Origin of the sequence: Suilimivivens aceti, assembly GCF_025567405.1 — a bacterium.
Lineage (GTDB): Bacteria > Bacillota > Clostridia > Lachnospirales > Lachnospiraceae > Suilimivivens > Suilimivivens aceti.
This window is the reverse complement of the sequence record NZ_JAOQKJ010000007.1, coordinates 202,264-227,223: the sequence shown is the minus strand read 5'-3', so window position 1 is coordinate 227,223 and position 24,960 is coordinate 202,264. Positions and strand designations below refer to the sequence as shown.

General features: G+C 42.8%; 31 protein-coding genes. 2 read left to right on the top strand and 29 right to left on the bottom strand.

Annotation, left to right across the window (positions count from 1 at the left end):
* Window positions 1–8: 8 nt before the first annotated feature.
* The 24 genes from sufB to OCV77_RS10195 form a co-directional block, all read right to left on the bottom strand.
* Complete coding sequence (sufB, locus tag OCV77_RS10310) at window positions 9–1,415, bottom strand: Fe-S cluster assembly protein SufB (protein ID WP_262574995.1); 1,407 nt, start codon at window positions 1,413–1,415, stop codon at window positions 9–11.
* Window positions 1,412–2,158, bottom strand: a complete 747-nt coding sequence (gene sufC / locus OCV77_RS10305) for a Fe-S cluster assembly ATPase SufC (RefSeq protein WP_118798092.1) — start codon at window positions 2,156–2,158, stop codon at window positions 1,412–1,414. The genes sufB and sufC overlap by 4 nt, the downstream gene beginning before the upstream one ends.
* Window positions 2,159–2,160: 2 nt before the next feature.
* Entirely contained in the window at window positions 2,161–2,613 is a 453-nt protein-coding gene (locus OCV77_RS10300; protein WP_118798091.1) for an RrF2 family transcriptional regulator, read from the bottom strand.
* 110 nt (window positions 2,614–2,723) lie between these two features.
* Window positions 2,724–3,326, bottom strand: a complete 603-nt coding sequence (thrH, locus tag OCV77_RS10295) for a bifunctional phosphoserine phosphatase/homoserine phosphotransferase ThrH (RefSeq protein WP_118798122.1) — start codon at window positions 3,324–3,326, stop codon at window positions 2,724–2,726.
* A gap of 92 nt (window positions 3,327–3,418) precedes the next feature.
* Window positions 3,419–3,910 carry a GNAT family N-acetyltransferase gene (locus OCV77_RS10290; protein WP_262574994.1) on the bottom strand — a complete coding sequence of 164 codons (492 nt, stop codon included), beginning with the start codon at window positions 3,908–3,910 and terminating at the stop codon, window positions 3,419–3,421.
* Window positions 3,911–3,966: 56 nt separating this feature from the next.
* Complete coding sequence (gene bsh, locus OCV77_RS10285; protein WP_262574993.1) at window positions 3,967–4,944, bottom strand: choloylglycine hydrolase; 978 nt, start codon at window positions 4,942–4,944, stop codon at window positions 3,967–3,969.
* A gap of 18 nt (window positions 4,945–4,962) precedes the next feature.
* Window positions 4,963–6,072 carry an HD-GYP domain-containing protein gene (locus OCV77_RS10280; protein WP_262574992.1) on the bottom strand — a complete coding sequence of 370 codons (1,110 nt, stop codon included), beginning with the start codon at window positions 6,070–6,072 and terminating at the stop codon, window positions 4,963–4,965.
* Between the two features lie 25 nt (window positions 6,073–6,097).
* The gene (locus OCV77_RS10275) at window positions 6,098–6,958 is read right to left on the bottom strand and encodes a deoxyribonuclease IV (RefSeq protein WP_262574991.1); all 861 of its coding nucleotides are present in this window, start codon (window positions 6,956–6,958) and stop codon (window positions 6,098–6,100) included.
* A 2-nt stretch (window positions 6,959–6,960) separates the two neighbouring features.
* Complete coding sequence (locus OCV77_RS10270) at window positions 6,961–7,305, bottom strand: DUF1622 domain-containing protein (protein ID WP_416910495.1); 345 nt, start codon at window positions 7,303–7,305, stop codon at window positions 6,961–6,963.
* Window positions 7,306–7,331: 26 nt separating this feature from the next.
* Window positions 7,332–8,288 (bottom strand): NERD domain-containing protein, encoded by a 957-nt coding sequence (locus OCV77_RS10265; RefSeq protein ID WP_262574990.1) that lies wholly within the window; start codon window positions 8,286–8,288, stop codon window positions 7,332–7,334.
* Between the two features lie 111 nt (window positions 8,289–8,399).
* Complete coding sequence (locus tag OCV77_RS10260) at window positions 8,400–8,582, bottom strand: hypothetical protein (RefSeq protein ID WP_118798085.1); 183 nt, start codon at window positions 8,580–8,582, stop codon at window positions 8,400–8,402.
* Window positions 8,583–8,584: 2 nt separating this feature from the next.
* The gene (locus OCV77_RS10255; protein ID WP_262574988.1) at window positions 8,585–9,106 is read right to left on the bottom strand and encodes a cysteine hydrolase family protein; all 522 of its coding nucleotides are present in this window, start codon (window positions 9,104–9,106) and stop codon (window positions 8,585–8,587) included.
* Window positions 9,107–9,200: 94 nt separating this feature from the next.
* Window positions 9,201–9,428, bottom strand: a complete 228-nt coding sequence (locus OCV77_RS10250) for a type II toxin-antitoxin system MqsA family antitoxin (RefSeq protein ID WP_118798120.1) — start codon at window positions 9,426–9,428, stop codon at window positions 9,201–9,203.
* Between the two features lie 5 nt (window positions 9,429–9,433).
* Window positions 9,434–9,745, bottom strand: coding sequence for a DUF4258 domain-containing protein (locus tag OCV77_RS10245; RefSeq protein WP_262574987.1), 312 nt, complete (start codon window positions 9,743–9,745; stop codon window positions 9,434–9,436).
* Between the two features lie 37 nt (window positions 9,746–9,782).
* A complete protein-coding gene (locus OCV77_RS10240) occupies window positions 9,783–10,160 on the bottom strand; it encodes a hypothetical protein (protein ID WP_118798083.1) in 378 nt (125 codons plus the stop codon).
* Window positions 10,160–11,479 (bottom strand): sodium-dependent transporter, encoded by a 1,320-nt coding sequence (locus OCV77_RS10235; RefSeq protein ID WP_262574986.1) that lies wholly within the window; start codon window positions 11,477–11,479, stop codon window positions 10,160–10,162. Before OCV77_RS10235 ends, OCV77_RS10240 begins: the two co-directional genes overlap by 1 nt.
* A 17-nt stretch (window positions 11,480–11,496) precedes the next feature.
* Window positions 11,497–11,964: a YbaK/EbsC family protein gene (locus OCV77_RS10230; RefSeq protein ID WP_262575014.1), complete on the bottom strand. Its 468-nt coding sequence runs from the start codon at window positions 11,962–11,964 to the stop codon at window positions 11,497–11,499.
* A 123-nt stretch (window positions 11,965–12,087) separates the two neighbouring features.
* The gene (locus tag OCV77_RS10225) at window positions 12,088–13,452 is read right to left on the bottom strand and encodes an MATE family efflux transporter (protein WP_262574985.1); all 1,365 of its coding nucleotides are present in this window, start codon (window positions 13,450–13,452) and stop codon (window positions 12,088–12,090) included.
* Between the two features lie 13 nt (window positions 13,453–13,465).
* The gene (locus OCV77_RS10220; RefSeq protein WP_262574984.1) at window positions 13,466–14,743 is read right to left on the bottom strand and encodes a DUF438 domain-containing protein; all 1,278 of its coding nucleotides are present in this window, start codon (window positions 14,741–14,743) and stop codon (window positions 13,466–13,468) included.
* 260 nt (window positions 14,744–15,003) lie between these two features.
* Window positions 15,004–15,390 carry a VOC family protein gene (locus OCV77_RS10215; protein WP_262574982.1) on the bottom strand — a complete coding sequence of 129 codons (387 nt, stop codon included), beginning with the start codon at window positions 15,388–15,390 and terminating at the stop codon, window positions 15,004–15,006.
* Window positions 15,391–15,417: 27 nt separating this feature from the next.
* Complete coding sequence (locus OCV77_RS10210; RefSeq protein WP_317246630.1) at window positions 15,418–16,143, bottom strand: sce7726 family protein; 726 nt, start codon at window positions 16,141–16,143, stop codon at window positions 15,418–15,420.
* A gap of 2 nt (window positions 16,144–16,145) precedes the next feature.
* A complete protein-coding gene (locus tag OCV77_RS10205; RefSeq protein WP_262574981.1) occupies window positions 16,146–16,892 on the bottom strand; it encodes a 3'-5' exonuclease in 747 nt (248 codons plus the stop codon).
* Window positions 16,893–16,911: 19 nt separating this feature from the next.
* On the bottom strand, window positions 16,912–17,556 hold the full coding sequence (locus tag OCV77_RS10200) for an L-2-amino-thiazoline-4-carboxylic acid hydrolase (RefSeq protein WP_262574980.1): 645 nt from the start codon (window positions 17,554–17,556) through the stop codon (window positions 16,912–16,914).
* A gap of 140 nt (window positions 17,557–17,696) precedes the next feature.
* Entirely contained in the window at window positions 17,697–17,954 is a 258-nt protein-coding gene (locus tag OCV77_RS10195; RefSeq protein WP_118798077.1) for a GIY-YIG nuclease family protein, read from the bottom strand.
* Window positions 17,955–18,072: 118 nt separating this feature from the next.
* Here OCV77_RS10195 and OCV77_RS10190 point away from each other — a divergent pair, with 118 nt between their 5' ends.
* Window positions 18,073–18,318: an antibiotic biosynthesis monooxygenase family protein gene (locus OCV77_RS10190; RefSeq protein WP_262574979.1), complete on the top strand. Its 246-nt coding sequence runs from the start codon at window positions 18,073–18,075 to the stop codon at window positions 18,316–18,318.
* Window positions 18,319–18,461: 143 nt separating this feature from the next.
* On the opposite strand, the gene OCV77_RS10185 is transcribed toward OCV77_RS10190, so the two are convergent.
* Both OCV77_RS10185 and OCV77_RS10180 read right to left on the bottom strand, forming a co-directional pair.
* Window positions 18,462–20,180, bottom strand: coding sequence for an RNA-binding domain-containing protein (locus tag OCV77_RS10185; RefSeq protein WP_262574978.1), 1,719 nt, complete (start codon window positions 20,178–20,180; stop codon window positions 18,462–18,464).
* Window positions 20,181–20,215: 35 nt separating this feature from the next.
* Window positions 20,216–20,746, bottom strand: coding sequence for a DUF1643 domain-containing protein (locus tag OCV77_RS10180; RefSeq protein ID WP_262574976.1), 531 nt, complete (start codon window positions 20,744–20,746; stop codon window positions 20,216–20,218).
* A gap of 169 nt (window positions 20,747–20,915) precedes the next feature.
* Between OCV77_RS10180 and OCV77_RS10175 the strand changes: the two genes are divergently transcribed.
* The gene (locus OCV77_RS10175; protein ID WP_331488845.1) at window positions 20,916–21,065 is read left to right on the top strand and encodes an IS3 family transposase; all 150 of its coding nucleotides are present in this window, start codon (window positions 20,916–20,918) and stop codon (window positions 21,063–21,065) included.
* A 299-nt stretch (window positions 21,066–21,364) separates the two neighbouring features.
* On the opposite strand, the gene OCV77_RS10170 is transcribed toward OCV77_RS10175, so the two are convergent.
* The 3 genes from OCV77_RS10170 to OCV77_RS10160 form a co-directional block, all read right to left on the bottom strand.
* Window positions 21,365–22,459, bottom strand: a complete 1,095-nt coding sequence (locus OCV77_RS10170; RefSeq protein WP_262574975.1) for a Fic family protein — start codon at window positions 22,457–22,459, stop codon at window positions 21,365–21,367.
* 610 nt (window positions 22,460–23,069) lie between these two features.
* The gene (locus OCV77_RS10165; RefSeq protein ID WP_262574973.1) at window positions 23,070–24,422 is read right to left on the bottom strand and encodes a sensor domain-containing diguanylate cyclase; all 1,353 of its coding nucleotides are present in this window, start codon (window positions 24,420–24,422) and stop codon (window positions 23,070–23,072) included.
* 208 nt (window positions 24,423–24,630) lie between these two features.
* Window positions 24,631–24,903, bottom strand: coding sequence for a glycoside hydrolase family protein (locus OCV77_RS10160; RefSeq protein WP_262574971.1), 273 nt, complete (start codon window positions 24,901–24,903; stop codon window positions 24,631–24,633).
* Window positions 24,904–24,960 lie beyond the last annotated feature (57 nt).

Genomic DNA, 24,960 nt, shown 5'->3' with positions numbered 1-24,960 from the left:
ATCCTCCCTTATCCGATGCTGCCCTTCATTTCCAGGCGGATCAGATTGTTCATCTCCACTGCGTATTCCAGCGGGAGTTCCTTGGAAACATTGTCGGCAAATCCGCTGACGATACAGGCTCTTGCATCCTCTTCGCTCATGCCTCTGCTCATCAGATAAAATACTGCTTCGTCACTGATACTGCCAATCTTGGCCTCGTGTCCGATATTGGCATCCTTGGTCCTGATATCCATTGCCGGTATGGTATCCGATCTGGAAATGGAATCCAGCATCAGAGACTGGCAGGAAACTGCTGACTTGGCATTTTTTGCTTCCTTTGTCACCACTACGGAAGAACGGAAGGTACTGATCCCTCCATCCTTGGAAATGGATCTGGTATTCATATAGGAGCTGGTATCCGGTGCGCTGTGTACGACCTTGGCACCGGTATCCAGGTTCTGTCCCTTTCCGGCAAAGGTAATACCGGTAAATTCCATTTTGGCACCCTTTCCCTTCAGGATACTCATGGGATACAGATAGGATACGTGGGAACCGAAGGATCCGGAAACCCACTCGATGGTTCCTCCCTCTTCTACCAGTGCTCTCTTGGTATTCAGATTGTACATGTTCTTGGACCAGTTCTCAATCGTGGAGTAACGCAGTCTTGCATTCTTTCCTACGAACAGCTCCACACATCCTGCATGGAGATTGGCTACATTGTACTTCGGTGCAGAACAGCCTTCTATGAAATGCAGATCTGCTCCCTCATCCACAATGATCAGGGTATGCTCAAACTGTCCGGCTCCCGGTGCATTCAGTCTGAAATAGGACTGCAGCGGAATCTCTACGGATACACCCTTTGGTACATAAACAAAGGAACCGCCTGACCATACGGCGCCGTGAAGGGCTGCAAATTTGTGGTCATTTGGCTTGACCAGCTTCATAAAGTGCTTCCTCACCATATCGGCATATTCACCGTTCAGTGCACTTTCCATATCTGTATAAACAACACCCTGCGCTGCTACCTCTTCTCTTACATTATGATAGACCAGCTCAGAATCATACTGGGCACCGACACCTGCCAGGGACTTTCTCTCTGCCTCCGGGATACCGAGACGTTCAAAGGTATTCTTGATATCCTCCGGTACATCAGACCACTTGGCCTGCATTTTGGTATTCGGTCTGACATAGGTCACGATCTGATCCATGTTCAGTCCTTCTATGGACGGTCCCCAGTCTGGAACCGGCATCTGATTATAAATCTGCAGGGACTGCAGACGAAACAGCTCCATCCACGCCGGATCATGCTTTTCTTTGGACAGCTTTTCCACGATCTCAGATGTCAGACCGGCATTGATCCGGTAAGCATCCTTCTCTTCATCCCGGAAATCATAGATGCTTCTGTCTATATCCTCTACATGACTTTTTTCTTTCATAATGTTACCTCTTTGAATCCCTTTTCATTGATCTCATCTACCAGGGATGCATCTCCTGTCTTCACGATCTTTCCTTCTACCATCACATGGGTATCATCCACGGAAAGATACTCCAGGATCCTTGTGCTGTGGGTAATGATCAGAAGACCACCGTCACAGTTCTTCTGATATTCCTCGATTCCCCTTGAAACAGTGCGGACCGCATCCACATCAAGACCGGAATCGGTTTCATCCAGAATGGCAAGGGAAGGCTTCAGCATCAGAAGCTGCAGGATCTCTGCCTTTTTCTTTTCACCACCTGAAAATCCCACATTCAGGTCACGCTCTGCATAGGAAGGATCCATCTGCAGGATTTCCATGGTTCTTGCCAGCTCCTTCTTGAAATCCCAGAGGCGGATCCGCTTGCCGGTCTTCTGCTCCAGGGCGCTTCTGATAAAGGCGCTTAAGGTAACACCCGGTACCTCCAGCGGATTCTGGAAGGAAAGGAAGATACCATCCTTCGCTCTCTCATTCACTGCTTCCTCTGTTATATTCTTTCCCTGAAACCAGATCTCACCCTCTGTGACACTGTATCTCGGATTTCCCATCAGGGCGTAGCCAAGGGTCGACTTGCCGGTTCCGTTCGGCCCCATCAGTACATGAGTCTCCCCTTTATTGATCGTAAGATCCACACCGTGCAGGATCTCTTTATCTTCCACATTTACATGCAGATCCTTCACCGTAAGCAAATGCTTTTCTTCCATAATTACTCCTCCTTCTTGTCAGGAATGTCCTGACTGTTTTCCATATTCTGTGCACTGTCTGCCACATCCTTTAAGGAAATGGAATCCAGATAATTATTGATGACATCGGCAAGTCCCTGCCAGATTGGCAGCGTATAACACAGATCTGCCTGATCACAATGCCCCGCATCCTCCTTCAGACAGGCCACCGGTGCCAGACTTCCCTCTGTCATACGGAGTACCTCTCCTATACTGTACTCCTCCGGTTTCCTTGACAGGTGATAGCCGCCCTTATGACCACTTGCTGCCTCGATCAGATGTCCCTTGGACAGGACTGTCGCAATACTTTCCAGATATTTCTGTGAAATATTTTCCTTCTCGGATATTTCCTTCAGCGGTACATATTCTCCTTCCGGCTTTCCTGCCAGATAGACCATGATCCGCAGTGCATATCTTCCTTTTGAAGAAATTACCATTGTGCGGTGTTCCTCCTTTTTTCATCTATGGAGATAGTATTCCTATTCGCCTACCATGTCAATAGGTAAAGTGTAAAAAAAAGAATCCTGCAAGCAGGATTCTTCGGTCTTTAGGCAATCACTTCTTTGATCGCTGCAAGCAGCTCATCATAGGTTTCAAAGGCGGGATACTGCGGGTACTCCTGTTTGATCGCATCTGTTGTGCGGAACAGGAAGCCTGCCTTGCTGGCCTCGATCATGCCAAGATCATTGTGGCTGTCACCGCTTGCGATCGTATCATAGCCGATAGACTGCAGAGCCTTTACTGTCGTATATTTGGACTTTTCACAGCGCATCTTAAAGTCTGTGATCTCTCCATCCGGTGCCACTACCAGAGAATTACAGAAGATAGTCGGATAGCCGAGCTTCTTCATCAGCGGTCCTGCAAACTGGGAAAACGTATCACTGACAATGATCACCTGAGTCAGGCTGCGGAGCTGATCGAGAAATTCTTTTGCTCCCGGCAGAGGATCGATCTTCTCAATAGTCTCCTGAATCTCCTTCAGTCCAAGTCCATGTTCCTTTAAAATGCCGATCCTGTATTTCATCAGCTTATCATAATCAGGCTCATCTCTGGTTGTTCTCTTTAACTCCGGGATCCCTGTCTCCTCTGCAAAAGCGATCCAGATTTCCGGTACCAGTACACCCTCAAGATCCAAACATACGATTTCCATAATGCCTCCATTCTGCTGTTTTCGCAGCTTCATCTCTTTATCTCTCTGTCTCATTATAGCGAAAAAGTATCTCCACCGCTACCCTTTTTTCTTCAAACCTCTATATAATAAGGACAGATATCCTCATATGTGCCGTCCTTTAACAGAAAGCCTCCCGGAATGATTCCCAGCTGATGGAATCCAATTCTTTCATATAAATGTCTTGCATGGACATTGGAAGCCACAACAGCATTAAACTGCAGAATGCGGAAATCTTCTTCGTGAGCCTGTCTGATGCAGTCCCTGACCAGCTTCTCCCCGATGTGCAGTCCTCTTTTTTCTCTGCTTACCGCATAGCTGGCATTACAGATGTGTCCGCATCTTCCCACATTGTTGGGATGCAGGATATAGAGACCAAGTACTTCTCCTGCCTCACCCTCTGCTACGCCGCAGTATGTCTGCTGTGCGAAAAATTCTCTGCCGCTTTCTTCTGTCAGTACCTTTAACTGGGGAAATGCAATGCCATCCTCTACCACTTCATTCCAGATTTTCACCATGGCAGGAATATCCTTTTCCCAGTATTTTCTGATCTGTATTTCTTTCATTCTATACACTGCCTCTGTTTCATAAGTTTCTGTGTATATTCTGCCGGCAGCAGCCCTTATGCGTTCTGTAACCGGATCTGTTCTTCCTCCAGCATGGGATAGCGGATCAGTTCTGTGCCATCCAGCTTCTCCCTGTGCATGTCAACCGCCGTGATCTGCCGGTTCGTATAAGTCGTGTAGTAATAGATGCCCTTTGTTGCATTACAGCAGGAGGTATAAATGGTAATTTCGTATTTGCCATTCTCCAGTTCGCAGCATCCTCTCGTCTGCTCAACGCTTCCAAGGATATGGAAAAACTGTCCTACACTGTCTGCTTCCCCTTCTCCTGATCTGGCATGGAGCTTTGTAAATGCCACCCGTACAAAACGGGATGCTGATGAAAGATCTCCCGGAAGTCCAAGGGCTCCCATCCCTCTGCTGTAAGTTTCCAAGGAAAGCTGGTCAGAAAACAGATTCTCCGGCTGCCTGCTTGAGAGCTGCATATAATTGTTCAGCTGGAACATCTGCATGGGAAAGGGTGGATTGTTAGTCAGGACACCTGGCGCATTCTCATAGATCTTAAGTCCCTCAGTGCCTGACTCCACAGTAATGGCTTCCTTTTCATCTGCAATGATCCAGTGCAGTCTGCCATTTGGGAGCTGTTCCTTGAATCTGGTATCTGTAATCTGTATTTTTCCTAAGAGTTCTCTTGCCTCTTCTGCATTTTCACATTGTGAAAGAATATATGGAATCAGTTCAAAAACTGCCACATTCTCTTTTCCTTCCCTTACTTCTCCATAAACAGCATTCCCTACGAAATTGAGCCCGGCCATGCCAAGTCCCTTTTCGTTGACTGCATCATAATATAATGGATAATCCTCTTCCACATGAGCCATGCCTATGATTGCATAATGCTTTCTTTTCTCCGGAAGATACCGGAAAGAAAAAGGATAGTTCCTTGGTGTCACTGTTATTTCCTCACCGTAGGAAAATTCATAATCCAGTGTTCTTCCAAAATAAAAATCTTTTGTACGATAAGTTGCCGCCGTACACATAATTCCATCGCCTTTCTGTCAGAGAATAATAATATTCGCACACTTTACATCATTGGCCAGATCATATACCTTGCCGTTCTGCAGGCCAAGTACCTTGGGCCGCAGTACAGCGTAAGACAGATTCTCTACTACCCTTGCCATTTCGCCTGTACTCAGCATGACATCACTGCCAACCGGATACAGGATCACACTTTCCATAAAGCATTTCATTACTTTGATATCCAGTTCTTCCGTCATGGACATGATCATCTCAACTGCCGCCCTTGGAGAAAAGGGTTTCTTATAAGGGCGTTCTGTCACCAGTGCATCATAAATATCAGCTACTGAAATGATCCTGGAAAACAGGTGGATCTTCTCCCCGGTCACCTGCATGGGATATCCCTTTCCATTCATCTTTTCATGATGCTGCAGTACCCCGAGTTTGACCTCCTGCGAGATATCCTTCTTCGGCTCCAGGATATGATAGCCATAAGTGGAGTGCATTTTCATAATGGTAAACTCATCATCTGTCAGTTTACCCGCTTTATTCAGGATTTCATTCGGGATTTTGGATTTTCCAATATCATGCAGAAGTCCGGCGATACCGATCTGATAGACCTGATTATCATTCAGTCCATATTTTCTTGCTACGATCATGGCCATGGTAGCCACATCCACGCTGTGCTTAAAGGTATACTCATCACTGACCTGTAGGGCACCGATATCCACCGCCACTGCATCATTATCCTCAATAGCCTTCAGCAGATCATCTGTGATACTCCTGGACGCATTGGTAAAGTCTGCAGAATTCGTATCCTGATACAGGTATTGTACTCCCTGCGCCACACGTTTCCGCACACTTTCTGAAATTTTAACCCTGGCAGGATCCCTTACTTTAACCTTGTCATAAGTTTTCTGAAGTGCTGCCGGCAGAGACTGTTCTTCTTTTTCTACCTCCTGATCAGGATCTTCTTCCCCCTCACGGATGTAAATGCCGCCAACCCCCATTTTTCTCAGACCCTCAATATGAAAATCCTCAAGTGGTGTTCTCCTTGCGATCAGCACACGACCGGCTCTGTCAATGATCGCCTGATCCAGGATCATTCCCGGGTGTGCTGTTCTAAGCGGAATATATCTTCTCCGTACCAATTAGTTTTCTTCCCTTCTTTTACCCTTATCCTAAAAGCTGACGGATCTCCTCCTTATAAGGCGGGATTGTCTTCTTATCAGAACCTTCCTCACACAGCCATGGTGTTTCCAGGATCTTCGGTATTTCTTCAAATCTCGGATCGTGGACAAGCTTTTTCAGTACCTCTTCCCCAAGGTATCCTTTTCCGATATTAGCATGCCTGTCCTTATGTGTACCACAGGGATTCATGCTGTCATTGATATGAAATACTGCGATCTGTCCAAGTCCAAGCACCTCATCAAAGTGCTGGAATACTCCTTCATAATCATATGAAAGATCATATCCGGCATCATTCACGTGGCAGGTATCAAAGCATACCCTGAGCCGCTCTTTTTTATGAACCCCCTCATAAATCCTGGCAAGCTCCTCAAAGCTTCTGCCGATCTCACTGCCCTTGCCGGCCATGGTTTCCAGTGCGATGAAAACATCGTCCTCATTCTGATCCAGCACCTGATTTAATCCCTTAACGATCTGGGCTGTTCCGGCATCCACACCCGCATCCAGGCAGGAGCCGGGATGCAGCACCAGTATTTTACTTCTCATAGCTGCAGTCCTTATGATTTCCTTTTCCAGGAATTCTACAGCAAGTGTGAAGGTCTCCGGCTTCACAGTATTTGCCAGATTTATAATATACGGCGCATGCACAACGATTTCGTTAATGCCTGCCTGCGCCGCATATTCCCATCCTTTTTCGATATTCAGATCTTTGATTTCTTTTCGTCTTGTATTCTGTGGGGCTCCTGTATAGAGCATCAGGACATTGGCACCATAGCTTTCTGCTTCCTTCACAGAAGCAAGGAACATGTCCTTTCCCGCCATTCCCACATGGGATCCTAATTTGATCATGCCTACTCCTTTGTTGTCTTCTCTTCCACCTTTTCTTCTGCTTTCTCTTCCTTGATCTCCCAGTGGATCAAAAATGTCAGTGCCGCCCGGAGCGCTATGATGCCCGCTACTGTAGCAATCTCTTTAAAATCCCGGACTGTTACTGTTTTCAGGATCTCACTGCAGAGCTTGAACTCCAGTCCAACGGCAAGCCCCTGCGCAAGTGCAAGCTTCATATCCGGTCTGCGGCGGAGATAAAAATAAAAGCCCTTCAGTCCGGAGATGATAATTACGATCACACCGATAAATTCAAACACGAGGATTGCAACCTCTACAATGTGATGCATCAGATTTTCAAAGAATTCCAACACTGTCATCTGCTACTGTACCTTTCTTAGCTTTCTGTCATATTCCTGACATATCTGCACTTTGGGAATCCGGAACACCCATAAAACTGCATTCCTGCTTTGTCTCCCTTTTTTGCAGTTCGAAGTACCAGTTCCCTGCCACATCTGGGGCAGACCCCGGAAACAATATTCTCTGTTTCCTCTGCTTTCATGCTTTCCGCTTTACTGTCATTTGCTTCTGATATGTCTTCTGTCTGTTCTGCCAGTTTTTCATATTTCTCAGCATAATCCTTGCGCTGCTCTTTGTTTCTTCTCAGGATTTTTTCCGCAATCTCCTTCATTTCCTTTTTCGTAGATGGAAGCTCCCTGTTTTCACTGATCAGTTTCTTCATAGTTCCAATTAACTGGTCTGCCCGAATCACCTGATTCTTTACTTCTTTTGTGGCAAATCTGTCATTTACAATCGTTTTGGGATTTGCCAGTACCACCAGTGATTTATTCCAAAGATCAAAATTCTTTCTGATCCATGCTCCCATCAGGAAATTTCTATTCTCTGCCCTGCATTCCTTTAAAACAGCCATATGCCGTTCATTCTGGGTAATAGGTGAATAAATGCCCTCCCTGTGCTTCTTTCCACCATATTCCATAGTCCGGATAAAATTTCCTTTGGAATCGATTTCGATATTTCCAAAAAGATTCTTACATTCAATAATAAAGTTCAACTTTGCTGTTACAACAATGAAATCAATCTGTGCTCCAAGACCATCTCCGGTTTCCAGATAAATATCCTGAAGCACATACATATCCATATTACTGTTTTTCAGTTCAAACAGTATATTCTCTTCTCCCTGGATACCTGCCTTTGTAATTGCAATTTCCTTCTGGATCTGCTCAAGTGCAGTTCCTTCTGCTTTTTTCTGAAGCAATTCCAACTTTTCCAGATATGCCTGTGCATCACTGGTTCCTTTCAGAATCACCACTTCCGGTTTTGTGAAAATCCCCATAATTCCCCACCATCTCTTACGCTCTGCAAATATATAAATATTATACTTATCAACCGTCTGTTCGTCAATTTTCGAAGTATAAAGCTACACCAAAAAGCCGGCGCCAAAATATCACTGTTCCGGCCAGATATCTCCCTCATTCAGACCGTTTTCTGTCAGGAATTTGTCTTCTGCCATAACCTCTTTTGTCAGGCACTCTTCATTCTCCAGCACAACAAGGCATTTCATTTCTTCTCCTGGCATCCTTTCTTCACAGCCATATTCACCATCAAAAATCTGTCTGATCTTCCACATATTTATTCATTCTCAATCTGGATCTGACATACCTTCATGGCATTCAGCGCCTGTGTATGACTTTCCGGTGTAACACCTGCACAGCACTTTGCATCCACAATAATGGGAACCTCCGGGAAAAATGCCTTTATTACCATGGCATTGGAAATAACACAGATATCCGTACAGAGTCCAACCAGTGTTATGCTTTCTATCGGCTCCTGATCTGCCAGCTTCCGTAGTCTCTCCGGCAGTCTGTCACTGCCAAATGTCAGTTTATCAACAGGCTCTTCTGAAACCAGCTCTGCTATTTCCTTTCTGATCTGCCAGCCATTGGTTCCTTTAATACAATGCTTTACCGGCAGATTCTTTCCTTCCTGCGTTTCCAGATAATTTTCAAAATGAGTATCTCTGGTTGACAGAACCATACCATCAAAATTTCTGATCTTATCTGCTACAAAAGGAACGATCGCCTCTGCTTCCTTTGTTCCCAGTGCTCCGTCAATAAAATCATTCTGCATATCCACTACAACTAATACCTTCATCTAAGTTTCCTCCGCTTCAAGACAATACTTTCCTCTATAGAATTTAATAAATGGCGGGGGAATACTCCTCCGCCATTATACTTCTGTCCGGCAATTACGCAGCCTGCCTGTAATCTATTACAGCAATCTCCTGCATTAACTTTTTTGCCATGTTTACAATATACTCCAGTTTTTCCGCTACTTCATCTGTATAATATTTTTCACCACACTGATCACATTCCAGACAAGGAACATTTTTTACCACGATAATGCAGTTCTTGTAATTCACAACATGCGTAGTAGTGCTGTTTATTGTTGAACTGTTCTTACAATACATACACATAATCATCATCCCTTTCTCCTCGTCTTTAAATCTGCTTCAAACTTCTTCGTATCCGGATAATATGCAGTAATAATATATATATTTATAGTATCACATCCAGCCACAATATGCAAAATCCTGTTCCCCATTGTATAGCCAAAAATCAGACAGCTTGGGTTAGGAAAGTCATCCGGATACTCTTCTATGATTTCTCCTGTCAATATACCGTTTTTTACATCATTTCTGCTAATATCTCTTTCCTGCATCCTTTCCAGACAATGCTGCGTCCATATAAGTTTTGACCCGCTGCAAAGTTTCTGATACTCTTCTAAATTCAATATAATCCCCTTTCCCTATTAATTACTATTTCCCCTATTATTTCTGCTCATTCCTGCTTCTTTTTACACATTCCACATAATTCTCCCCCACCTGTTCCCGCAGGTAATTCGGCGAAAGCATTGCTGCAAAGTACAGTGTTTCCAACGCCTCCTCCTGTTTGGCGGTAGGACTGGAAGGCACGACCACCCGCGTCTGCCACACCAGCATGCAGCCTGTATATTCCACCATAAAAAGAAGCGGCTCCATGTTTTTGTCCATTTTTTTATTGATCGAAATCTTATCCTCTCCAGCTATCTGTGCCAGCTTTTCGATGTGGGAGGGTGTCGGCTCCTCCACGCTGCCATCCGGCAGGATCACACATTCGCAGGGATTCTCATCCATTCTGTGGGCATTGATATAGTCCATTATCTGCATCAGCCAATTCCTCCCAGTGCAATGCCAAGAACCAGTACAAGAATACAAACCGGAATATAAATGTATTTACAGATCGGATAAAATACTTTCGTATATTTCCTTTCTCTTCCCCTGTTAACCTGCTCCTCCACGTAACTCTTTCCTAGAACCCAGAAGAACATGATCCCGGCAAGTCCTGCTCCCAGAGGACAGATATAAATGGACAGCACATCCATCCAGTCTGATACGATTCCCTGGATGACCAGGGAAATGATCACACTGATGCCGCCAACCAGCGCACAGGCTGGCACTCTTCCGAGCTTAAGCTTCTCCTGTACTGTGGCGATCGGTGCCTCATACAGATTGATCAGGGATGACATTCCTGCAAAGAATACCGCTACGAAAAATACGATCATGATCACGCTTCCCCCTGCCATGGTATGGATCAGATTGGGAAGATAAATAAACAGAAGACCCGGACCTCCCTGATCCAGCTGTGCCCCTGTCATGGCCATTGCCGGAATGATCACAAGAGCTGCCAGAAGAGCCGCCAGCGTGTCGAAAAACGCTACTCTTCCTGCAGATGCCGGGATATCCTCCTGATCTGGCAGATACGAACCATAGATCAGGGTTCCATTTCCTGCTACTGACAGGGAAAAGAATGCCTGTCCAAGGGCAAATATCCATGTTGCAGGATCCTTTAAGGCTGCCGGATCGATACGGAAAATATACTGATACCCTTCCCTTGCCCCAGGCTGAAAGGCTACATAAACTGCCAGGATCACAAACAGTATAAAGAATGCCGGCATCATTACCTTATTAGCTTTTTCTATTCCGTGCCCCACACCGAGCATCAGGATCACCATACAAAGAATCAGCGCTATGATCTGCCATCCATCATTTCCAAATGCCGATGCCATCTCTCCAAAGGCTGCTGCATATTCCTCTGCACTATCCATGGAAAAACCGGTAAGTGCCTCTGCTGTATACTTCAGAATCCATCCCATGACTACTGTATAGCCGATCGCCATGGCAAGAGAGCCAAGCACGGGGATCATTCCCAGTATTTCTCCTATCTTCCTTTTTCCCTTTTTCTCACAGGCAATACCAAAAGCATCTACCGGACCCGATCTTGCCGCACGTCCGAAACTCATTTCTCCTGTCACACCGGTAAATCCAATAAGGATTACAAAAACAACATATGGGATCAGAAAGGAGCCTCCTCCATAAAGTGATACCCTTGTTGGAAACATCCATATATTTCCCATTCCCACTGCCGAACCAATACAGGCTGCAACAAACCCAAAGCTGCTTTTAAATGAACCTCTTTTTTCTGACATAGCTTATCCTATCTCCCTTATATTACCTTAGTTACATCAATCCACTCTTTACTGCTGGAAAACCTTTCCAGCTCCTCCATATTCAGTTCAATGGCACTGTTACTGCTTCCGCAGGCAGGAAATACCGTAGGAAAGCGCTTCAATGATTCATCCAGATATGTGCTAACACCCTCATTTACTGCAAAGGGACATACTCCTCCAACAGCATGGCCGATCAGCGGTACTACCTCATCCATTGTCAGCATTTTTGCCTTCTTCCCAAATTTAGCTTTATACTTTGCATTGTCGATCTTAACATCTCCTGCCATGACAATAAGAACAGGCTCCTCCCCTACCATAAATGATAAGGTTTTGGCAATTCTGCATGGTTCACAGCCAAGTGCCTGTGCCGCCAGCTCTACCGTCGCACTGGATACCGGAAATTCCAGTATTCTGTCTCCCATTCCATATTGTTTAAAATATTCCCTCACTCTGTCAATTGACATATCATGATCCTTTCTGCCGCAGTATTCTGCCTGTATTTCTTCTGTCTTTTCCCGCATACACTATATCAGAATATTTTACCCCTTTTTTCAATCTAAAAAAAGGGGTAAATGAAAAAACATTTATCATTTCATTTTACTGTGAACATTCCTTCTTACAAAGAAGAAACAGGCAGCCTGCATGATGATAGTCGCCAGCCAGGAAACCGGATAGGAGATAAACAGTACTGCCAAAGAGCGGTGTGCCGGAAAGATCAGATAGATCCAGATAATCCTGGTTCCTACTGTTCCGATAACAGACAGCAGCATTGGCACTGCAGACCGTCCCATTCCACGCAGTGCTCCCGGGATCAGATCCATGATCCCACACAAAAAATACGTGACCGTAGTATAAAGAAGAATTTCCATGCCACAGGCAATTACTGCCTCGTCAGAGGTATAAATATGTAACAGCTCCGGTCCGAAAAGATAGGCACCTCCGCCCATCAGAAGCCCAATCACCACCGTCAGGATCAGGCAGTCCCGAAGCACCAGATCCATCCTCTTTTTCTTCCCTGCGCCATAATTCTGGCTGGTAAAGCTCATACATGCCTGTGAAACAGAGTTTATCGACGTGTACAGAAATCCGAAAATATTGTTGGCTGCAGTATAGCCCGCCATCGCCGTAGAACCGAAGGAATTCACGGAAGACTGCAGCAGCACATTAGAAAAAGTGATCACTGTACTCTGTATTCCTGCCGGGATCCCCACCTGAAAGATCTGCAGAAGATAAGCCGGGCGGATCCGAAGCTTTTTAAGAGAAAGCTGATAACTGCTTTCTGTCCGGATGAGACAGGATAATACCATTACACAGGAAATACACTGGGAGATCACCGTTGCGACTGCTACTCCCGCCACTCCCATGGAAAAGACAATGACCAGGAGCAGGTTCAGAGCCGCATTGGCTGTTCCTGAAATAACCAGAAACAGCAGCGGCCTCTTCGTATCACCTACTGCCCTTAAGATTGCAGCCCCATAATTATAAAGCATGAAAAAGGGCATTCCCATGAAATAGATCTTCATATAAAGAGCTGCCTGACTGATCACATCATCCGGTGTATCCATCAGCTCCAGTGCACCTCTCGAAAAAAACAGTCCTGCAAGAACCATGACACATCCGCTGATCAGGGCAAACAGCATCGCTGTGTGTACTGTTTCTGACATTTCCTTCTGCTTCCCTGCTGCATAATATCTGGCGGCCAGCACATTGGCTCCCAGCGAAACACCGATAAAAAGGTTGATGAACAGATTGATCAGGGCAGTAGTGGATCCCACTGCCGCCAGTGCCTGACTGCCGGTGAAGCGTCCAACCACTACAATATCCACTGCATTAAACAAAAGCTGCAGGATCCCTGACAGCATCAGCGGCAGGGAAAACGAAATCAGCTTATCCATGATCGTTCCGTTGCACATATCAATTTCGTATTTATTTGCCTGCACTTCTTTTGTCATTCCTGTTGCCTCTTCAGTCATGTTTTCTTTCAAAATACTCTCTTGCAAACTCCATGTCCTGTACCAGTTCAAGAGTACCTATATACCGGCCATTCCTGTCTCTGACTGCCATATATTTCACCAGCATGATCCTGCCGTTTTTATTCATCCACACCGGCACCTCATCCAGCGTACCCGCCCGAAACTCTTCAATGATCCGGCGTACCTGCTGCTCCACTTTCGGTGGATGACAGGAAAATACTTCCCGCCCCAGCGCCATGGCAGGACGCTTAAATACCTTATGTCCTTCATTAAAAAACCTGTTTTTATTTTCCACATCTACAAAGGTAATTTCCATCGGGATCGTGTTCAGCATGGCTTCCAGTTCTTCTACTTCCAGATGCCCGCCTGCCATCACGATCTCCCCGTCATCGGATTCTCTCTGACACGCTGTTCTCTCCTGCAGGATCTTCTCTGCCCTCTCCCAGCTCTTTGGTTCAACCGACAGACAGACATCATAATCCTTCGCATCCTGATAGATTCCGATCCACTCTTCTTCTGTAAAATGAACTGCACAGTTAGGAAACAGAATATTGGCTTCCTTGTAGATCATTTCCTCTGCCCGTGTCATGGCACGCTCCATACGCTGTTTCCACGCTTCATCCTGTCCCTTTGCTTTCGCAAGGCCGGATAATTCATCCCGGATCTCGTCATCTGTCGTCCACATCACATCAGACGGACCTGATATTCCATATTTTACTTTCAACAGAGGATATAAAAGATCCCCCTTCTTGGCATAATGGATCGCAAGCTCCCGGATTTCTGATAAAAGTTCCCTGCTGACTGCATTTTCTCCTGTATTTCTACTGCCATTTACTGCTGTTCCAGTGCCTGCTGCCTCTGTCACTTTCCGGTCAAGCTGCTCTCTGATTCTGGCAATAACCTTCTCAAGCGCTTCATTTTCCTGTGTCAGCGTAAAGAGCGGATGCCCCGTTGTCTCCACCAGTTTCCTGGTTTTCTCTGCTCTTTCTTCCCGAAGAGATGTCACATCCACCGGCTGTCTCGCATTCGCAATTTTCTCCTCCAGCGTGGCGCCGTGAAACAGGGCTGAATGAATATCGCAGAGCTTCTGCACCTCTGTAATCGACATCCCCTCTTTGATCATCTGCTGCTCTGCTTCCATGATCTCTACAGCATCTACGTCTTTAAATTCTCTCATAAAATCCGCACGGACACTGTCAAGGATCTCTCCCTCAGATAACCTGCGCAGATATGACTTAAGCTGTTCCATTCTTTTTCCAGATTCTACCATCTCAAAAACCTCCTGTTTCTGATTATTCTGCCATGGTTTGGGTGGAGTATACACGCATCCATAAAATTGTCACAATTATCAGTATCATACAAACCGGTCAGAAACATAAGCATCAAAAAAGCAACCGCCCTCACCACAAGTAGGTTGCTTTTTTGATAAACTTATTAACAGGTGAACCGTTTATACGATAACACTCTATTTTGTAGCTCTATCTTAACACTCCGGCTCTGAATCGTCAATCCGATTTTCAAACGATTTCTCTATTTCTTTTCCTGAAAAAATTCAATTTCTTCCTGAAGGGGTCCTCTGCAGAATGCGATCCTTGCCGGGAATGGCGGCTCTGATGCGATCACGATATCCTTGGGTTCTATAAACACTTCATAGCCCGCTTCCCTGACTACTCTCACGCAAGACTCCACATCCTCCGTTTCCAGTGCGAAATGCCGGATAACGCCCTGTTCCTTAGGATCCTCTCCATTGTTAAAAATCTCGATCAGGCCTTCTCCTGTATCCAGCATGGTGCCTGTCTCCCAGCTTCTTGCCACAGTAAGGCCAAGTACATCCTTATAAAAATGTATGGTTTCCTTATATTCCTCTTCATTTCTGCACTTGAATGCCACATGATGAATTCCACTGATCAAGCTCATTTTTCTTTTCCTCCTCTGCACAGTCCATTACCACATTCTTCTGGTCCGTCTGCGTCTTTTCCTTCCTCTCAGTTGTTTTTTACTGGCCATCTGCTGTGCCGGCAGCTCCACCCGTTTCTGCGGATCCTCTTCTTTTTCCAGTCTTTTCTGGATTTCTCCCTTTCGGTATTCTGCCAGCGTTTCCGCTACAGCATTATAGTCTCTTTCCATCAGAAGCTCACTGATCTGCTGCCTCAGCATCTCTTCATCTATCTTCTCCGGAATCCGTTCCAGAATCTTTTCTGTCACAAAAGACTTGCTTTTCTCCTTATACTTCGGCATGGCATTCCATTCCTGTAACTGGGCCAGCTCCGGCCGCCAGAGAATTTCCAGTTTCCGTTTCCACTTCATCTTCGGGTTCGCCGCAGCTTTTCGGAGAATATAAAAATCAAAGCAGTTCTCTATTACCTCGACGGTAATGATCCCCCAGTAATCCGGAACATGCTCTTCAATATGAAGCGCATGGCTGGATCCCACAACTACTATATTATAATCGTAATAGCTGTCATAATCCTTTACCTGCCTGGCAAGTCTTGCGTAAGTATCAGCATCACTCTTGATTTCGATCCCATACAGGTACTCCGGTGTCACCATAACAATATCTGCTCTGGATTTCCCCATGGTTTTTTCTTCCAGAATCCGGATCCTTCCATAGGTTTCCTCCAGGAATTCGAACAGGGGCTCCCTGATATCCCTGTCATACAATTTTTCCATATTCAGATTTTCTCCGTATGTCTGCAAAGAGGAAAGCCTGTGCAGCCCCAGAATTCCCCATATCTTCCGTTCCGTTTTTTCATGATCTGTCCACATACCGGGCAGATTTTAATTCCTTCCCCGTTCAAGACAACTCCTTCATTTCCAGTCATTCTGGCACCAGTTCCAGCTCTTTCCCTCATTGCATATGGTTTTCCGGCATTTCGCAGTACCTTTCCCAGTTCTTCATAGATCTGCTGGTTCATCCGGCAGTCATTCAGTGCACGATGTGCCCCTTCTGTTGAAAATCCGTAATATTCTGCCAGATCTCCCAGTCTGTAATGAGAAAGTCCCGGAATACAGATCCGTGAAAGCTTCAGGGTATCCACATAATCGTTAGCCAACATCTGTCCAAAGAATCTTTCACAGTCTCTGTAAAGAAATTTCATATCAAAGCCATTGATGTTATGACCGACCAGTACATCATCCCCAGCAAAATCAAGAAATTCCTGTAAGACCTCTGCAAAGTCCGGTGATCCGGCCACCATATCATCTGTGATATGATTGACGCTGCTTGCTGCATAGGGAATCGGTCGCCCCGGATTCACCAGAGATGAAAACTCTTCGTCCACGCTGCCATTTCTGACCCGGATAGCAGATATTTCAATCACTTCATCATAATTGCAGGAAATCCCCGTGGTCTCCAGATCGTACAGCACATAATCCGGTACATATTTGTTCAGAAGTCTTCCCTTTGTATTTCCAAGCATCTCTGATCTGCCTTTCTTCCTATTGTGGGTTCTTCACCTGATCGCCCACAAACCAGTACTCGCACATATCACAGCCATCTGCCAGTGTCTTATCCCGGATCAGCCTGGCATGACGCAGCTTTGCTGTACAGTAATCAAGATCGCAGCATACTGGAAGCACCTCCATAAAGCCATGCTCCCTTGCATAAGTTTCCATAGGACATCTGGTAAAGTAATAATAAAACCCGTCTTTGTGCTTTGTTTCATCGAAATGGAAATCCCAGGATTTTTCTGCATACTCCGGATGTGCCTTCTGCCAGGCATCCGCAGCGTGAAGCATGTTGCTCATCTTTTCCACATCCTCTTTGCGGTTCATGTCATTTCCGCCCTTTATGATCTTCACAAGGGGACGATCCATCATTTCCTGGGTTACCTTCTTGAAATCCTCCACTTTGATCTCTCCGTCAGCCGCTTTCCAGATTGCCATGAATACATAGCCCATATAGGTATTGCCGGCCATGGGATTGTCAGATCCGATATCATCAGATTCCTCCAGCATTTTTCTGTAGACCGCATTGGACTCCCGGATCCACTTTCTGGTCTTTTCCTTTCCGTACTTACGGTACATTGGCTTTTTCACCAGCCATGTCAGTAAACGAAAATAGCCTCCCTTATACTTCATCATGATTCTTTGTCCTCTCTTATGAAATATTGAAATGTTTCTCCAGAATATCCGCAGCTTCCAGCTCTTCCAGAAGGAGATCGTATTCCTTTTCAAAAGCTCTTATCTACTCCTCTGACTTTCAATGCAGGTTCCTGATCAGATCACAGCTTCTTTAAGTCTGCTGCCTCGATCAGCTTCTGTTTTTCTGACCGGGAAAGCCTCTTGATATGCCACTCCCGGCTCATTGCTTCTTCTTTTGTGTCAAAAGCTTCATAATACACCAGCTCTACCGGCAGCCGTGCTTTCGTATATTTGGCTCCCTTTCCACTGTTATGCATTTCTATTCTCTTTTCCAGGTCATTTGTCCAGCCTGTATAGAAGGTTTTATCACTGCATTTTACAATATATGTATAGTTCATTTTCCCTTATTTCGTGCCAATGGTACCCTTTTGGATACTTGTTGGCCTACTCCCCTTGCAGTATAATCCGTTTGTATAATTATACATAAGTATACTACGCAAAAAGGAGAAAACCAATATGACACACTGTGTTCTGTTAAAATTCAAACCCGGAACTGATCTTGATGCTGTGGAAGCCAGTGTCCGTGAAACCTACGAAAAGCTGGATCAGCTGCTGCCTTTTCTCACAGACCCGGTCGTTTTCAGGAATTGTGTGAACCGGGATTCCAATGCCGATCTCATGGCAGTTGTCCAGCTTGACAGCAGTGAACATCTTTTGATCATAATTAATAATGAGGGAGAAAAACCAATGAAAAAACAATAATCAGATATGTGCTATGCCTTAAATCTTATTTTTCTTGTCTTAAATTCTGATTTTGATTTTTATTTTAAACAAGGAAAAATCCTTATTTTTCGGGTTTTTTACCCCTATCGGTCATTTTTCTTGTTTAAAATCTTGTGTAATTTTTATTTGTCTTGTATAGTTTTATCTACTAAAACCCAAGAAGACTTCTGCTGATTTTTAGAAGTAGTAGTTATAATTCCCTTTTTTCGCATAGACGAGAGTAAATTTCTCACTTTATCCTCTTTTTGCTTATCTTCCATAATTTCTGGAAGCTTATCCCATAATAATGTTCGAATATCCTTTTTCTTTGCACTTCCATATTGCTCTAAATATTTAACTATCAAATCCTTATAATATTGATCGTCAAAAGCTTTGTTCTTCACATATTGGTCTTTTTCTCCAATTGTTTCTGATATTGTCGCAGATAAAAATATATTAGGAACTTTTCCTTCTATTACTTTTAACTTTCTTAAGTATTTCACTGCAGATTTGTCAATTCTAATGCCCTTTTGAACACAATCAATTAAAAATACAGTTTCTAAATCAAAATCTGGATTTTTGAACAATATTTGTGAATAATTTTCATCAAGAATTCGTCCATATATACACACTTTTACTTGCTGTCTATTTGACAAATCATAATCTGGTAATGGGAAATATCTCTCTTTCTGTATTCTAAATACTCTTCTTATTCCTGTTGACTGAGAATCAATCATATTTAATTTAACCATTGTTTCTGCTAATAGCTGATTACGATAAAATGGAGGATTATATCCTGGGTTTAATACTGGTTCTATTTTCCCCGGCAAAAAGGATCCAGGATTTGTCAAAATAATTCTGTCTTCAAATTCATTCAAGTATATTCTACCACCATAAGTATACTCTGAATGTGCAATACAGTTGTTTAATAATTCTCTTAGCAACCACATATCATATTGCTTTGTCTCTGTTGGAAACAATGTAAGCTGATTCGGCATATAGCGATAGGTAAGATTTCTTATTTTTCCAAACAATCGTTCACTCAATGTAATATATGGAATCTTAAATATTTCATAATCACTAACATCATTCTTTGAATCATATACTCTCCATGCTGCCTCTGGAACTGTTTTAAACAAATAATCATAATCTTCGTTGCCCAATAAAAGCATCGCTGCATTAGTAATCTTTCCATCAATAACCAATTTTAGTTTTGTTAAAAATTGTTCATCCGACATATGATCAACTTCTTCACTAATATATGGTTTATTCATTTTTTTCTTATAATTATCTCTCGCGAGATTAATGGCGTTTTTATCAAGATGCTTAATTTCCGCTCCGGGAACTATTTGCTTAGACCAATCCTTCTTTTCCTGTCCTCTTATTCGATCTATTTCATTAACAGACAATGCTCCTAATGATTCTCCATTTCGACCATAAAAATGATCATACCACCCTGTAGGTGTTGCCGTTGTTGCTGCTGGTATTTGAAAAAGGATTACTCTTTTCTTTTCACCATCTACCATCGGATACGCTTCATATATTTCTATAAACGATATTCCACCTGTTGTCCCCATTGAAATTTCTTGTTTGAGTGCATCAAGACCTTTATTATTTCTATAATCTGATCCAACAATTACCCTATCTTTATTTCTAACACCAAAAACTAACCAGCCATGTTGCAACCCTTTAAGGTTGGATTCATTACTAATCGCAGAAAAATATTGACCAATTTTATTCTTATCATAATCTTTTCCCGCTTCTTTAAATTCAACCACTTCAGATTCCCAGCTAGATATTAATTTATCAAGAACTGAGCAAAGTTCAGAATTATTCGGTTTATTTTCTGATAATAAATCCACAGTATTACTCCCTTCTATCATATTAGTTTAAAATATCACTCAAAGTTCCACAGATAGTCCTGCACTGGAAACCACTCCATTTTTTCTTCATAGGGAACATAAAGCGGATGTTTTGGATGACCATATGTTGTCGTTCCTCTAGTAAACCAAGATTCAGTATGTATGGAGTCTACAATTTTCTGGCATTCATCCACCAGATACCCACATTTTTCAATATTGGATCCACATGCCGCATAAACAGAATGAATCCTATACTGTTGCTCTATCCATTTGATCACTTCGATATTTTTCTTTGCTATGGCTTCATCAATCGTAAGCGGCAATTCATAGGGTTTCGGTGTTCTCACCGGATAAAGATTTATCATGATCCAGCCTTCCATATTCTCTCTTTCAGCAATCTTTCTTATTCGTTTTATTGTAGGATCTGGCTTATCCGGTATCGCTGTACTAGGATTCAGACCAATTACAAGTAAATTGTAACTGCCAGGTTCTCCCAAAGCATAACGTACTTTGTCATCTCCTATATAAAGCCATCCTTCCGGTGTATTCGGATTATTCTCAATCATGTGCTCTCCCCTCTTTCGTTTTTCTCAATCAATGATTTATCCAAAAATCGCTCTCTATTTACTTTCCGCAACTTATTAACGACTTACGAGAAGATAATACCACAAAATCAACCGATGCCGACAGTAGGATGACCATTCGCCGTATTGCCTATGGCTTAACAGATTTCATATCATTAACTACAAACATGCCTATAGGCTTGTATTTGAGTATATTGAAACCTTTTATAATACCATTAGGATTCACAGCCACCGCGACTATATGTCTCCTAACGACTTCGAAAAAATGTATGAGAGGGTCTGTTCTCTGTCCGCAGCTTAGTGGCAGAACTTCTCATTTTATTTTGTGCTAAATCTTGACACAGGACCAGATGATTCTATTTTCTCAATTGTAATTGTTCCATCTTCTATTTCATCAAACACTCTGCCTCTGTCTCTGCTCAATTCAGGTCTATCAATTTTTGCATGAAACTAACCTATTTTTCATAGACTAACTGGTCCATAAACCCAGCAAATTCTCATTGCACCAGCGAGTAAGAACACTACTCAAGAAAAACCAGCTAACACACCTTCTGAAACTCCAGTTATAACAGTTTCAGATCGCTCCTTGGAATTTTCTAATTATTTCTTAAATTTATATTTTCCTTTTCCATGACCAGATACTGGTTCAATAATATCTGCCTGTACCAAATTGGAAAGAAGTTTTGAAGCACCTGAACCTTTCAGTTCAAGAATTTCCATAACTGCACTTCTTCCAAACACCTCATCAAAACCAAACTTTTCAAAGAGTCTATGGATATGAACCGTCGTTTTTGCTGAGAAGTCGCTGCCTTTTTCGGAAAGTACACTTTCAATATCCACTTTTGTATCCCCAATGTCCACTTTTTCTTCGTTCAAAAGTCCACTTATATGAAGATTTCGATTATGAAGCTCATTTTTCTCGTTCAAAAGCAGATTTCTGAGAAATGCTTCCAGATACTCTGTTGTTTCGTAAATACCCTTTTGCAGGTTCGTATAGTTTGCACGGACAAGTGCATTTCTGAAATACCACACATTTTCCGCAAAAATATCATTGGTTGTAGAAAACCCAAGTGTCCTCAAATATTTAATGAAGAACACTGCCGTTGTTCTCGTATTACCTTCTCCGAAGATATGGATTTGCCATAACCTTGAAACAAATACCGCAAGATGATGGATAATCTCGTCCATTGAAAGTCCTTTATAACTAAAATCTTTCTCCTGCGAAAAATCATATTCAAGTGTGACTCTCAGTTCAGAAGCACTACCGTACATAACAGTTGCCCCATCAAGCACCCATTCTTTCTTTGTAATGTTGTAATCTCTAATCTTTCCGGCATGTTTATAAATCCCCTGAAAGAGTTTGCGGTGGATAGAGATATACTCATTCGGTGAAAATGAGAACGCTGTTTCAGAAAGAATTTCTGCAATACGAAAAGAAACCTTATCTGCTTCTTCGGTACGTTCATCATCAGACAAATGCACTGGTCTTTCTTCATAGTAGCTGTCAATAAGACTTTGTGCTTCTTTCATCGTGATTTTGCCTTCAATGTTCTGAATGGCGGTATCAATCAAATATTTAGATGGTTTGAGTCCGTCCACTGCCTGAAGTCCGATTGCCGTACTCCAAGCATACCCCTTATGAGCTTTATCCGGTTCAGACTCCCTCAAATATTCCTTAAACGGGTCTTTTTCCATATCCACTACCTCGCTTCATAGTCTTATAAATGGCACTTTTATTATATATAATGATCTTTTCATGGATAATCTTCTTTAAATTCATCTTCATGTTTTTTGAAGAAATTATAAAAATATCGCACATTATCCAAATCACTCCATTTTGCAACATCATAACTATAGTTTCTAACACATAAGAATCATCATATTGTCATCCAGGCTCACCTCCTTTAGATTCCACCCATTTCTGAATAATAACTTTTAAGATCTTCCTGTAATTGATCTCGTATTCTCTCCCAGTCTGAATCTTCCATCTGGCTATACAACACATGATTCATGGAAACAACATTCAGATCCTTTGAGTAATACAAAAATCTCTTTCGTTCAAACTTTTCAAAAGGATTTGTCAGCATATTCCTACAGGTGTAGATGATGTTGCGAATGATACTATTGCGGAATTGGATTTAAACAATCCAATATTACATCTTGGAAATGTAAAAAGAAAAAATATAAGATTCGATATATCTTGCCGTCAAAAAATGAATATGGTGAAAAACTAGAAACCATAAAAAAAATATTGTTCTTGAAAAAGTATAGTCCCTTTCTTTTATATAATATAGTATGTGAATGCTTAACGTCTTCTGCGTTCAATTCCATTCTTTCTATAATACTCTGCTTTATCGGCATACATGCGCTTCTCTGTTTCCTGCAATAATATATCCAGCTCTGTTGTTGCTTCATCCTGCCATATCATACCCACTGCCATATTCACAGTATTCTCTTCCATCAATTTCTTTAAAAGTCTGATGCGCTCTTCTAACACATCCTGCTCAATCTGCGAACAGAGTGCAAGCAATTCGTCTCCCCCTATGCGGAACACACCATAATCGCCAAATGCTTTACTCAGACAGTCGCGTGCCCTCAGAATCAGCTGGTCTCCCGCCTTATGCCCCATGGTGTCATTGACGTGCTTTAATCCGGTAATGTCACAATAGACCACTCCCATACTCTTCTTGTGGTCAATCTGTGAAATATATCTGTTCATGGCAAATCTGTTGCCAAATCCGGTAAGCGCATCCTTATAACTCATATCTTCCAGCTCTCTCATCAGATTCCTTCTTCTGATACATGACACGAGGAAGTGTCCCATAATCTGAAGCATATTAGATGTATATTTCAAAGATAAAGGCGGTGGGTTATCCACTCCATAAAAAGCAATAACTTTACCATCATCATATAACGGTACAACTACAAGGGTATGAATATCCTGTCTCTTGAGATTCTCATATTGTAAAGGATCGCTTTCCCTGATTTCTTCCAGATCGTGAAATACGATATGCTTTCCTTTCTGAAATCTGCGATACCAGTTTGCACAGATCTCAGGCGGAAGGTTCTGCAGATTATCCTTCTCCGGTTTTACTCCCTCTGCAACCCATTCATAGGTGTTATTGTCTCCGCCCTTCTCATTTTTCTCAAATATATAAGTTCTCTCACCATTCAGTGATTTGCCAAGGTACTCCAGAATCGCATAGATAGATTCATCCGGGGTTGCTGCCATGAGCGCAATTCGCAGTCCTTCGTTTACCAGCGCCTCCATACTGTTATATTTCTGGAGTGCTTTATCCTGTATGCGTTCTTCACTGATATCTATCCCGATTTCAAGCCGGTACTTTCTATGCTCCTGTGGATCTTCAACCAATGTATCCTTCAGAATTAGATATTTATCTATAACCGAATTATAATGACGCCATTCTTCAAAGAATCCTTCGCAGATTTTATCATTATTACACATGCCACATGGAATCGATGACTTCTGCAATATTTCATAACATTTTCTGCCTTTTATTTCATCCAGGGATTTTAACCCATAAGCTTCCAATGTCTTGCGATTCATATATATCATCTCATATGTCTCTATATCCGTAACATATACATACTCATTCATATTCTCGAAAAAATGCCAGATATTGTTAATTTCTTTCATCTTTCATCCTCACATTTCCTCTAGTTCGGTTAATTGTATCTATACATATAGATATTATAGCATATAACTATTATTTTTCTACAGTCTCATTTCAAATTGTTGATTTCTATTATATACAAGCCTGCTGTCTTTTACTTCCAGCTGCGCTGCCTGTATGCATACTCTGCCGTCCTCTGCATTGGCAATATACGACTTATCCAGTCGATGTTCATTGGAAAAATTCGGATGCGTAAAGTAGAATATACCCCTGTCTTTCCCAGTGTGTATAGTCCTGTGTTTCATAGACTCCCAGTCCATTCCATTCATCTGTGATCATCCATTTCTTACCGCCCAGTTCAAATACATTAGGCCCTTCATGACTATTATAGTTAATTTCTTTTCCACACACATCCCAATGATAGAGGTCATTACTGATGGCACTGTATGTATAGGAATCATGATTCTCATGTAGCGATTTCCAGAAATTCTGTAATCCCATCAAAAAATATAAGTGTTTTCCTGGGCACGAATTTTTTTGACGGGTCAATCAGTGAAATGT